Consider the following 12,284-nt stretch of genomic DNA (forward strand, 5'->3'; position numbering starts at 1 on the left):
ATGAAATTACGAAAACTTCTTTTTGGATTGCTTTTGATTTTTGCCGCCTCCGAGGCAAGAGGGCAAAGCTACGTGACGTATTACAAAAAAGGAGAAAGCCTGAGCCAATCCAAAAATTGGACCGAAGCCATTGAATATTTGAAGGCTGCGTTGCAAGGTTCTGGAGTCGATAAAAAAAGCATTGCCACGCGCAATGGGGTTGCGGCTTACTTTCCTAATCGGGAGTTGGGTATCATTTATTTTATGCAAGGAAAAAAAGAAGAAGCCAAGCAACTTTTGGAAAAATCGTACCGTGATGAGCCTACGGACCGAGCATTGGAATTTCTTCAAAAATTGGACCCCGCATGGATGTCAAACCACCAATTGGCGAATATTCCGCAACCCAAACCGTTGTTTGAGAAAGAAAAACTGGAGAAAAGCGCTGAATCGGTGGAAGGTGGCGGAAGTTTGACCTTCAAAATACCCGTTCGGAACGAAGGAGAAGGACGATTTGATAACGGAAAGATAAGAATTGCGGCCGTAGCACCCGTCAAAGGTGTTGAATTTGAGCCCTTGGTAACGGTTGGAGATGTGCGAGGAGGAAGCAGTCGACTGATTCAAATAACGATTCGAACCAATCAATTGCTCACCGATGGCAAAGCGGCCTTGACATTGACTTTGGAAAGTGAATCAGGCACGGTTTGGGATGAGCTACCCGTAAGTTTCAGCACGTTCAGTCCGCCAGCACCGCAGCTGAAACTAGTCGGATTGTTTGTGGTCAATGATGCTAAATTGGTGCTAGAAAAAGGCCGCCGCATAAAATCCGTTAAACTTTTGCTCAAAAATGAAGGTCGAGGAATGTTGACAAAACCGCGTATTACGCTCACTTTAAATGAACAGCCTCTTCTGCCTACCACCAACGGATTAACTACGATTTTGGCGGGAGAAACCGCGACAATTCCTTGTGAGTTTTTTATCCCATCAAGTTTTGTCGCCGCCACTGCTACTGTTGGTGTAACCGTACAAGAAGGAAGTGGTACGTACAGTTTTAGCGAAAAAATATCCGTGTCGGTTCAAGAACCTGCGACGCCATTGGTTCATTTCGACAAAACAATGACGCAATGGGAAGGTATCCGTGAAGGGTTTATTACTCGACTTTCACAACCGACGTTGAAATATGCGGTGATGAATGAGTCAGATGAGCCTTCCAAGGATTTGATTGTGAAGGTAGTTCAAGCGCCTAACAATGTAGGTTTATCGGTGCCCGCCTCCAAGAAAGTTGCTCCGTTAGAATCCAATAAAACGGTGGGAGACGAAGCCAAGCTGAGCGTTTCACCCAAATTGTTGAAGGGGACCTTGGCCAAGTTTACCCTACGTTTGGAAAATCCCCATGGTAAATTGTTGGATAAAATGGACGTGGAAGTGCCCATTTTGGTGCCGACTAAGTCAAAGGTATCCCTGCCGAGCGCGGAGGAGTCACATAATCTTACGGTAAAGATTGGAGAGTTTTTAGAAAATAATTTTTACTTTAACCTCCGTTCCATGGGTTCAATCGACGAAGACATTGAAACCAAAAGTAATTTCCAAAAAGAGTTAGTGAGGCTTTGCTTCAAAAAAGGTGATAAAGTAAGTATCGGCAATGACATTGTTCCTGGTGAGTTAATTCTGTCGGGCAAATTTCCTGAGGCTTACGAGGCGGAGAGTTATCTTAATAATTTGTTTTTATGGTATGATAATTATCAGATTGATTTTCAGTCGGATAATGCACGGTTTTCTCCTATTTTGTTCTCAGATAAAGGGGTTCCCTACGTTGATGTTTACGTCTCAAAAACGTTTACTGGAAAGTCTAAAAGCAAGGATTTTTTTGGGGTTATGGTAACGCAGGAAAATCTACTACAAATTAAAATTGTCTTTGACCGCTACCGTCAGTCCAACGGCAAATGGGACAGCCGACAATTGTCGGTGAAAGGAGTAGAGAAGGTGAAAATCCCCACAACAATCGCCGTTTTCCCAACGGCCGAAGAATGGGAGAAAAAAGAAGCGAACGAGAAAAATGAGCTGATGACATTGTCATCAACCTTGAATGGATTGGTTGAAAACCTGAAAAGCAAACTGCCGCCAACTACCAAGCGTCTGGTGGCCGAGCATTTTATGAAAAAGGATGGTAAAAGCGAAGAAATATATACTTATAAGATAGAAAACGAGTTGACGACGTCGTTGGCACTCAAAAAAATAAAATTGATTAATGCCGAAGACTGGGATCCGCTAAAGGCGGTTCCTAACGAAGAGTTTTTGATGGAAGGTACCTACGAATTGGGAACAGCAGGCCTGAAACTCAAAATCAATGTGCGGAATTTCAGAACCTACGAATCAGTAGGCGAGGCGGAAGCAATCATCAACCCCGAGTTGTTGGGCATTGCAACTAAATGATAACCAATGAAATGTAAATATATACTTAGGGTGTTAATGGGAGGGCTGTTGGTCGGTGGGTTGGCCCACGCTCAGCAACCACTGCCCAATCGAAACGTGAACAATGGGTCGGTCCCTGCGTATGAGGGCGAAATCAAAGAGCCGACTCGTGAAGAGTTGGACGGGGAGTTTAAGAAACGTACTGAACAGCAAATTCTGCGTTTGCAGGAGTATATTCAAATCATTTCGGATAAAAAACAGTCGGATGAAAACCGGGACAAAGCTATTAAAGAGGCCATAAAGTTGTTTCAACCGGGCTCAGTGGTGCAGGTTTCATCGGGCAAAAAAGGCTCATCGGTGATTTCGCGTACTGTCGGAGATTATTTCAGGAGATTGAAGGCGCTGCAATATCCACAGGTAGAGATTACTTTTTATGATGCTACTTACGTGGGCGATTACCGCAAAGGTGCCGATGGGGGCTATTACACCACGGCCACTTTTTCGCAGGAATTTAAGGGGAAAGACGAAAAAGGAAACATCATGTATCAGGACAAAACCACCAAAGATGTGGATGTATCGCTGCAAAACCTGATGGATGAAGATTTTTATAAGCAAAATCGTTGGATTATAAAATTCGGAAACATCAAAGTAACCGAAACCAAAACGCCCGGAAAGCCCATCAATTAAAGACGGGATTTGCTGGCATGGTCATAAAAGTAAGGGAGTTTGTACTTTATACGTTACTGCCCATGCGTTGTTTTTTTGTTTTTATTTTACTGGCAGCAACCGCGTGTACGGCGTGGGCGCAAACGGCTGTAAAACGGATTAAAACTCCCGAATCTACTGTTCAAGAAGTAAAGCAGCTGGATGATTTTTTTGACCGATTCAACGCAGCACGTCTTCCAAACGGTCAAAAAGCCCCCGACTCCCTCAAGACCGCGCGCATTCGATTGGCTTATTTGGAGCAACTAGTAAATTCTGAAGATACCAAATGGCAAAAAGGGCCCGAGCGTGAAAAACTCATTCGGTTTCTTCAATTGGTTTGTGATGAGCGTAATTCGCTGTTTTTGAATAAGTTTGACGAGCAAATTTTTTGCATTACTTCGTGCAATGTAGACTATTTCGGAACCCAGAGCCTCGCCGATTTATTGTTTCGCCGTAAGGTTTCCAACGACCGGCATCAGTGGGTATTGCAGGGAGCATCAGACCCTTTTATGGAGCAATTGGAGCAGAAAATTGAAGCGCGCGGGATTATCCCCAATGCCCACGAAACCAATTTTCTGAGTTTGTCGAATGATCTGCATGCGGGTATTCCGTTACGGAGTTATACCGATTCCACCTTTCGATTTGACGCGCTGAGTGCTTTTATTTTTGCCGTCGATAGTCGCCTTATTAAATTTAATGAATGCGAACGAGTTACTGTTTTTTTGACGGGAATAAAAGGTTGGGTGATGAAATTAGAGGATTTTACGCGTGAAAAAGGCAATACTGGCTGGCTAATTAGCGACTTGATGGAAGTAAAAGAGGAGCCGCTTAGTCAATGGTTGTTTCAACATCGGTAATTCTTTACCATTAAGTAAGTTTCAGATTGTATCCTACAACGCTATTCAAAAAGTAACAAAGCAGATTTAAATTTGACATCATCAGGATGAGACTTCTTGGCATAGACAGCGAAGCAACTAGGGTGGAATAAAAAGGATTTGAACTATGATTGAATACACGACTGAACCTGTTGAAATAGATGTTAGGGTAGGTGCAGGATATGGCCACGAAAGAGCCGCGTTGAGAGATTTACTTGTAGGGCCAGACGGAACAAGCTCATGGGAAAGTGTACGCGTTGGAAGACGTGACTTTCCTGTTCAAAGAATGCCCTATATGCTTCAAGATGGGATAATTACCGTCCATGATGGCATAAGAATTAACGTATATCGTGGTACTACTCACCATTTTAGACTTTTAGAGGCAACTTTGGAAGAGCTGCCTCCTTCTCATTTAGAATTGTTTATACAACGAAAACCTTTGGGAATCATTCTCAATGATTATGCTGGTCTAAACAGTAGTATGCGTTTTACGGGAGGGGTAAATCCCAGTAGAGATTATGCCGACACTGCCGTTTTGGATGATTCTAGAGGGATTATTATTACGTACGGTGCTTTGTGGAGTTTTCATGATAACGGATTTTCTCCCACCCTTATTCATGAAATTGGGCACGTAATGACCCACCATGGAGAAATTAACTATCGACGTTTTGAATCGAGTGTCCGAGATGGGTTGATTCAGGAAAGTATTTCTGGAGGCCACTCTCGTAGCGGAGGTCGCGACGAAGGTTTGTGCGATGTATACATGTACATGATTTGTTACGGTGCTGTCAATCCAAGTTTGGTCAATTACTGGAGTTCCAAAACCACTGAATTAGCAGCATCTGCCGAAGCCTTGGAAGGGATTCGAAACACACCAGCATTTAACAGGATGCTAACTGCTGGATGGCGAACTCGATACCAAACAAGACGACGATAGAGTAAAAATCCCTACTCCCTCATTCCCCTTTACCGTTTACTCAATACTTCTTGCTATTCATGGTCTCTTTGCCTAAGTTTGGTTATAGCATCCCCCAATCCTTACTCTATGCTCTCGACATTAACTTTCAGTAATGACCTCAAACAAGCCGTTCAGATTGCCCAGTCGGTAGCCAAAGAAAATCAGCACGCTACTTTTTCGCCGGGGCATTTATTGAAAGGATTGTTGCACAATGATGTAGGTTTGTCCAGCGTCTTAGCCATCTGGGACGTAGATATTCATTATCTGCGCGATTGGGCCGATATTCGAATCGAAAAATATCCTAAGTCGGCGCGGCTGGGTGATTCTATCCGTGGAGATGCGCAAGTGCAAGCAGTGTTTGAAGTTTCGGATGTAATCCGGATGAAATTGGGAGAGGAGGAGGTGACGCCTTTGGCTGTTTTGGCCGCGATTGCGCGGCCCGGAGTGGGTTTTCAAAAAGACCAACTGAAATCCTTTCCGCTCACCGAAACCGAGATTCTGGGAAAAGTCATGGCTTCGGCGGGGGTTCAAAGTGCTGTAAACCCACAAAACGGCTCATCACCTGCCAAAGGCACCCCCACCTCGGTGGGAGGCAACGCCTCCGCGCAGGCATTGTTGAAATACTGCTTCGACAAAACGGCCATTGCCCGCGAAGGCAAACTCGACCCCATCATTGGTCGCGACAAAGAAACCCGCATGATGGTCGAAATCCTAGGCCGACGTACAAAGCCTAACGTTATCATCGTGGGCGAGCCGGGCGTGGGCAAAACCGCCTTGGTCGAAGGGTTAGCCCAGTTGATTGTGGCGGAGCAGGTGCCGGGGCATCTGCAAAAAGCTTCCCTCTTTCAGCTCGATATGGGCGCGCTCATTGCGGGCGCTTCTTACAAAGGGGAAATCGAAGACCGTCTCAAAAATATCATTGCTGAAGTCAAACAGCACGAACGGGCCTTACTTTTTATTGACGAAATTCACGTGCTAATGGATCCCCAAAGCGGAGCCATGGGACTGGTCAATTTGCTCAAACCCGAACTGGCGCGCGGGGAACTGACCGTCATTGGCGCCACAACGCTCGACGAGTTTCGCAAATTCATGGAGCCTGACGAAGCCTTTAGCCGTCGCTTCGAACTCGTCAAAGTCGAAGAACCCGACGAAATCACCGCAGGCCGCATGGTGGGCAAAGTAGTTTCGCTTTTTGAAGACCATCACCAAATCAAAGTGGGTGAGGGAACCATCAACGAAACCGTTCGGCTGGCGCGGCGCTACATCAAAGACCGCCGCCTGCCCGATGCCGCCATTGACCTCATCGACCGCACGATGGCGGCCATGAAACTCATGTCCGAAACCACGCAGCGCGAGATTGACTTTTTACGCACCGAGCTTTCCAGTCTGCGCGAGTCGCATGGGAGCGGCGACCCGCTTTTATACACCCAAGAGCTGCGCTGGTTTGAACGCCAGTTGCAGCACCGACTCAGTCCGATTTTGTTGGGACAGTTGGAAGAAGAAACGGAACTTGCCCAAATGGAATTGCCAGAAGCCGTGGCGGATTACCTGACGGAGCTGCTGATAAAACTAGAAACTTTGGGTGGTCAGAAAAAAGAGACCGTGGAAAAACACGATGTGGCGGCCGTAGTGGCGCACAAAACGGGGATTCCGCTGGGGAAACTGCAATCGAAAGAGCGGGAAAAACTGCTGCAATTGGACGAACACCTCAAAAAACGGGTGGTGGGACAAGACCACGCTATCAAAGTGATTTCGGATGCCATTCTGGAAAACCGCTCGGGGTTGAGTCGTCCGGGACAGCCCATTGGTTCATTTTTCTTTTCGGGCCCCACGGGGACGGGCAAAACAGAGTTGGCCAAAACGATGGCCGATTTTCTGTTCAACGACGAAAAAGCCCTGATTCGTTTCGATATGTCGGAGTTTAAGGAAGAACATTCGGCCGCGGTGTTATACGGTGCGCCTCCGGGCTACGTGGGCTACGAAGAGGGAGGATTGTTGGTGACCAAAATCAAACAACAGCCTTTTGCGATAGTGTTGTTTGACGAAATCGAAAAAGCGCACCCGTCGGTTTTTGACCTGTTTTTACAGATTCTGGACGAAGGTACGCTACACGACCGCTTGGGTCGGGAGGGGGATTTCAGTAATGCCATCATACTGTTTACGTCTAACATTGGTGCAGATTGGATAGTGGAGCAGTTTGGGAAGGGCAAAATTCCTGCCTCCAACGATGTGTTGGATTTGATGACCAAGCACTTCCGCCCCGAGTTTTTGGGCCGCTTAACCGAAATTATTCCGTTTAGTCCGATTACAGAGAATGCAGTAATCAACATCTTTAATATCCAGCTCAAGCCGTTGGTGGCGTTGCTGGAAAAACAGGGGATAACGCTGAAGATTGAAGACGAAGCGCGCAAGGCGTTGGCGTTGGAGGGCTTTACTCCCAAATACGGGGCAAGGCCGATTCGGGGGGTGATTCGTAACCGCATTCGTCGACCGCTGTCGCGGATGATTGTTTCGGGAGAACTCAGCAAGGGAAGCTCAGTAACGCTGAAATTGAACGAAAATGGCGAGTTTGAGTGGGTGAAAGAAGCTGAATAAAGGCAGGAAACCAATTTTAATAGCCCATGGACGAAGAAGAAAGAGCGCTGATTGTGAGCGAAATTAAAACGATGATGCGCACGAGCCCGATTAATATTGACCTCGACCGGTTTGATATTAAAGTGAAACCCAATTCAGAGTATAAAAAAGGTACGCACATCGGTTTTAAGTTCCAGTGCAAGAATCCCGATGGGCTTACCAATGCCTTATTGGGAAGTCAGGAGTTTAATTTAGACAGTACCAGTACGGTTTTAGGTTGGTTTATGCAGCTCGCTACGCACGGCGTGGGTTTTCGACAAATAGGAAGGGCAAGGTCGATACACATTGAGATTGACGAGCAGGATTGTGATATACACATTGATACCCACGGGATTGTCGCGGGGCTGGGAGTGTACTATTTCAAAGGAATGGAAGGCCACTTGAATTGGGATTTGATACCGAGTTACTTCCCGACGCTGCACCTTGGACGGAATTCCTTTCTGGGTCTGTACGTGGGTCTTACGGATTCATTGGACGAAGAAAGTGTTTTGGAGGGTTTAGCAACGCACGGTCCAGTGCTACCAAAACTCAGTAAAGCTACCTTGGATTTGCTTTCCCGGGCAGAAGTAGGTGTACAGCTTTACATCGGCGAAGCTACCGGACTTCGGGCAACAGTATCTGGGCTAGGAGATGAGGCTAAAATATGGGGCTCGTTTGAAACAAGGATCGGACGGGATGCAAACCTTAGGTTATCAGCCACTTCAAATGAAGCGAAATTAACCCTCGGAGGTTCGTGGTGAAGGACCTTGCGGACTTAGAAAAGCAACTTTTCGCTGAATTATAAAATATTATACAGCAAAGAAAATGAAGTTTGAGACCATTCATTAATCACGATTAATACCATGGCTTATACTGTTCCAAATATGAAACTAATACCGCAGGACAAAGGAATGTCGTGTTGGTATGCCAGTGCTCAAATGCTGATTAACTGGCGGAGAGAAATGTACCAAATGTCGGAAATGGGGATTCTTGACCCGAGCGAAGATACTGGAAGTCAATCTATTTACGCATTAGATAGTGGGATTCAGAATCCGCAGATTGTTGCGATGGCTAGGCGACTGGGCTTGGTGGCCGTTCCGCCATTGTCGCCCACTGAAGACGCGATAGAAAACTGGTTGTTTCAATACGGGCCATTATGGGTCAATGGTATAAGCCATATTGTGGTCATTGCGGGGATTAAAGCGGGAAACGTATTAATCTATGACCCTTCTCCGGTCAATAAAGGTAGCATTGGCTGGCGAAGCTTGGATACATGGTATGTTGGCAATGCGGTGGATTCCAGAGATACAGCCAATAGCGTTCAAACCGTGTTTTTGCATTGTCCGTAAAAAGAGCGTTAGTCAAATATGCTTAACTACTCGGCAACGCGTAGGAATACGCAGTTTTTAAAACAGGTGTTTTCACTATAAAACCCTTGAAAGTGAATCGGTAACTTTGTTCAGTATTAAAATAAATAAAAAAAACGCTAAACGACACAGTCATGCCGGTCAATCAAACAATCGTTGCTTGGATAACAACTCGGGTGGGAACACAAATTGGGAACGGGGAATGTTGGACTATGGTCGAAACAACATTGCGGGAGTCGGGAGCGCGTACTTCCAACAGTATCATGGGAGCAAGCGGCGTCACTGCCACTGCCGATTACGTGTGGGGAACGCCTACGACTCTAGCCAATCTGGCCCCAGGAGATATTATTCAGATGCGAAACTATCGCTATTCGGAATCTGATGGGGCTTATCAAACGCGTCCCCATCATTCGGCGATTGTGGAGGCAGTTTGGGCCGACGGCGTTATTGATGTGTTTGAGTGCAATGTCAATGGGTCGCGTCGGGTTCAACAAAATACCCTGTATTTTCAGAGCGGCGACGGAATCTCGGTCAGTGGCAGATGGTGGTTTTATCGCCCCATACCAAGAACGTAGAAACGGCGTATTACGTAGAACTACCCGATTTTAAAATCACGTAGTTTCACGATAAAATCCTTGAGAATCAGCATTTACCTTTGTAACGTTACTAAAGCATAACCTACTAATAAACCTTAACCATGGCAATCGAAAAACCCCAGTTGGGCGGCGTCGTAATCGACGAAGGCACCAGCGAAGCAATCAAGCTGCTCCACGACAACAAAACGGCCATTATCAGTAAATTTACGGCTGATTCTATGAGCCAAGCTCCCGTAGAAGGTATCCAAAAATTGCAAGATGCGTTTGATCATTTCCAGCCTCAGGTGGACGTAAGTCATACAACTGAGGAGGGGGCCGAAGTGAATGAAACCCTTAGTTTTACGAGTGTTAGCGCCTTTACGGTAAAAGGAATGATTGAGCAAAGCGGCTTTTTGCAAGAACTGAAGGGCAAGGAAGACGACTACCAAACGCTCATCAAACGCCTAATGACCAACAAGGTGTTTCAGAAATTGTTGGCTGACCCAGCAGGCAAAGCCGCATTTTTAGAAGCCCTCACCGCCATGATTGCCGAATTAGACGCAATTGACGAGGAATAAAACGACATCCCCTAACAGAATGACGAACTTTTGCAACTGAAACCCGCTATGGCACAAGAAGAACAACTACCTCAATCAAAAGAACTTTTCAAAGAGAAGGCCGCGCCCCGTCCGTTGACTCAAATAGTCCCTCAATTGTCAAAATATGGCGGTTTTGAGTTTATTAAAACCATCGTGGACGGTACTGAAAATATGGATCCGACCAAAAAGGCGCGTAAAGCGATGTTTTTGGAGGAAGAAGACAACAAAGCCGATCGCAAAAAACTCAAAAAACGCCTTCAGGCCGTGGCTGATTTGCTCTCAGCGCACGATAATGTGGCGGATATGATAGCTGATGCCGAACAAAAAGCCGCCTCGGCCAGCGAAACGCTTAAATCTAACTTACTCAATTGCCTGAGTCAGACGGAGGAACTGGAGCGCTCTTATCGTTCGTTGGCGTTGTTTTTTGAAAATACCGCCGAAGAAAAAGTGAAAAATCTGGTGCTTTTTGATGCTGGTAACGACATGACGACCGATGTGGACGGTTTTAGTAATCCAACAGGAATTTTTGAGCAACTAGCCAAAGAACTCCGCGACAACTATGACCGCTTCGATTTAACAAATAATTATTCCTTGGTAGTGATACCGGGCTGGTTGAAGAAAAATATCATCGTGGACAAATGGGCCGAACTTGCTCACCAAAACAAAACGATGATGATTACTGATTATCGCCACCTAGACAGTGCTGAAGACGTGGAAGCGGCCTTCGACAAAGATAAACTGACGGGCTCAGATGCGTACAAATCCCACGTAATGATGCCTTGCAACTGGGTGGTGGGCCGTGAAGCCAACACCGATATAGGGGAAGAAGATCACCTCTTTGTTCCTCCTTCAATGGCCTTGGCTGGCTTGCTTTGGGGTGGAAATATTGCCCAACCATCGGCGGGATTGGCCAACGGTAAACTCAAAATGGCCAGTGGAACGCGCTTCACGATGCGCAAAAACGAAGTGGCGCAATTGGAAAACCGAGGCCTGATTCCGTTGATTTATGAGTGGGGCCGTGTAGTGCCGCAGTCGGCCAAAACCCTCTTTGACGGCGACAACGTCGGTTTGCAAACGTACAGTGTGGTACGTGTGTTTGACTGGATTGGCAAAATCATGCAGGATTTTCTGAACCGTCGCACGTTTGAGAATATCGACAACAAGATGTTGGAAGACATCAAAAAGCAGATTTCAAAGTTCTTGGCCGAAATTCGCGGGCCAGGAAAGATCATCGAAGACTACCGCAATCTGGAAGTAAAGCGCCATCCGCAGAAGCCTACGCACGTGATTGTGAACATGGATTTGAAGCCCTTCTTCCCTGCCAAAGTATTTGCTATCAACATGACAGGTACCAAAGGTGATTGGGATTCGGAATTGAAACCGTAAAACTTCAGAAGGTGTCATTCTGTAAAAAGAGTGACACCCATTAAAAGACACAAATATGGGAAAGCCCGCTGCAGCTGTAGGCGACATGCACATTTGTCCGATGGTAACGCCCGGTACACCGCCTGTCCCTCACGTAGGAGGGGCGATTTTACCACCTGGAGCGCCGACGGTTTTGATCGGGGGAAAGTTTGCGGCTACTTTTGGTAATATGTGTGTATGCACTGGCCCACCTGACAGTATAGTTCTAGGCTCTATGGGGGTGTTTATTGGTGGCAATCCCTCGGCCAGAATAGGTGACACAACCGCCCACGGTGGAAATATTGTGTTAGGTAATTTTACAGTACTGGTAGGCGATTTAGATGTCTCTACTTTAACTCCTGCTAATATTGCTTTTCTGTTAGCATTCATCAATCGTGCTAATTCAGTTGTCAACTGTGGACACATTATTGACCAAGTCATTAGTATGATACGTACAGGCAGAGGGGGAGCCGCCCCAGCTGGAGGAGATGGGTCGTGGACAGAAATTAATAGTCGTTTGGGGGTTAATATTGACTTTAACAACCCTACCAACTTGAATACGGTCTTCAACCAAGTACAAGCTGGCGGACCAGGTACGATGCAAGTTGTTGGCATTGATTATGGAAACGGAAGATCACACATAGTAGTGGTAGCAAACGTAAACGGTCAGACGGGAGTGATGGAAGGACAAAATTGGGGGCCAGGGCAAGACCGAGGATTTATTACTGATCCTGCCGTAGCCAATGCCCGCTACAATCCCAGCGGAACTACTACTTATGCCGCGAGTCCAGTACCATAAT

The 12,284-nt window shown here is 46.3% G+C and carries 11 protein-coding genes; all 11 read left to right on the forward strand.

Going from position 1 to position 12,284, the window contains the following annotated elements; all coding sequences use genetic code 11:
• The 11 genes from DR864_RS00910 to DR864_RS30450 all read left to right on the forward strand — a co-directional run bounded on the left by DR864_RS00910 (position 1) and on the right by DR864_RS30450 (position 12,283).
• Positions 1 to 2,409, forward strand: coding sequence for a tetratricopeptide repeat protein (locus DR864_RS00910; protein WP_114065172.1), 2,409 nt, complete (start codon positions 1 to 3; stop codon positions 2,407 to 2,409).
• Positions 2,410 to 2,415: 6 nt separating this feature from the next.
• Complete coding sequence (locus DR864_RS00915; protein WP_162793491.1) at positions 2,416 to 3,075, forward strand: hypothetical protein; 660 nt, start codon at positions 2,416 to 2,418, stop codon at positions 3,073 to 3,075.
• Positions 3,076 to 3,137: 62 nt separating this feature from the next.
• Positions 3,138 to 3,950, forward strand: a complete 813-nt coding sequence (locus DR864_RS00920) for a hypothetical protein (RefSeq protein ID WP_162793492.1) — start codon at positions 3,138 to 3,140, stop codon at positions 3,948 to 3,950.
• 145 nt (positions 3,951 to 4,095) lie between these two features.
• Positions 4,096 to 4,905 (forward strand): hypothetical protein, encoded by an 810-nt coding sequence (locus DR864_RS00925; RefSeq protein WP_114065175.1) that lies wholly within the window; start codon positions 4,096 to 4,098, stop codon positions 4,903 to 4,905.
• Between the two features lie 108 nt (positions 4,906 to 5,013).
• A complete protein-coding gene (locus DR864_RS00930; protein ID WP_114065176.1) occupies positions 5,014 to 7,521 on the forward strand; it encodes an ATP-dependent Clp protease ATP-binding subunit in 2,508 nt (835 codons plus the stop codon).
• Positions 7,522 to 7,547: 26 nt separating this feature from the next.
• Positions 7,548 to 8,300 (forward strand): hypothetical protein, encoded by a 753-nt coding sequence (locus DR864_RS00935; protein ID WP_114065177.1) that lies wholly within the window; start codon positions 7,548 to 7,550, stop codon positions 8,298 to 8,300.
• A 102-nt stretch (positions 8,301 to 8,402) separates the two neighbouring features.
• Positions 8,403 to 8,888: a papain-like cysteine protease family protein gene (locus DR864_RS00940; protein ID WP_114065178.1), complete on the forward strand. Its 486-nt coding sequence runs from the start codon at positions 8,403 to 8,405 to the stop codon at positions 8,886 to 8,888.
• A gap of 152 nt (positions 8,889 to 9,040) precedes the next feature.
• Entirely contained in the window at positions 9,041 to 9,481 is a 441-nt protein-coding gene (locus tag DR864_RS00945; RefSeq protein WP_162793494.1) for a hypothetical protein, read from the forward strand.
• A gap of 122 nt (positions 9,482 to 9,603) precedes the next feature.
• Entirely contained in the window at positions 9,604 to 10,059 is a 456-nt protein-coding gene (locus DR864_RS00950) for a hypothetical protein (RefSeq protein ID WP_114065180.1), read from the forward strand.
• 48 nt (positions 10,060 to 10,107) lie between these two features.
• Positions 10,108 to 11,466: a phage tail sheath C-terminal domain-containing protein gene (locus DR864_RS00955; RefSeq protein WP_114065181.1), complete on the forward strand. Its 1,359-nt coding sequence runs from the start codon at positions 10,108 to 10,110 to the stop codon at positions 11,464 to 11,466.
• Positions 11,467 to 11,521: 55 nt separating this feature from the next.
• Entirely contained in the window at positions 11,522 to 12,283 is a 762-nt protein-coding gene (locus DR864_RS30450) for a PAAR domain-containing contractile injection system baseplate protein (protein WP_114065182.1), read from the forward strand.
• The last annotated feature ends 1 nt before the right edge of the window (position 12,284 follow it).

Origin of the sequence: Runella rosea (assembly GCF_003325355.1) — a bacterium.
GTDB lineage: Bacteria > Bacteroidota > Bacteroidia > Cytophagales > Spirosomataceae > Runella > Runella rosea.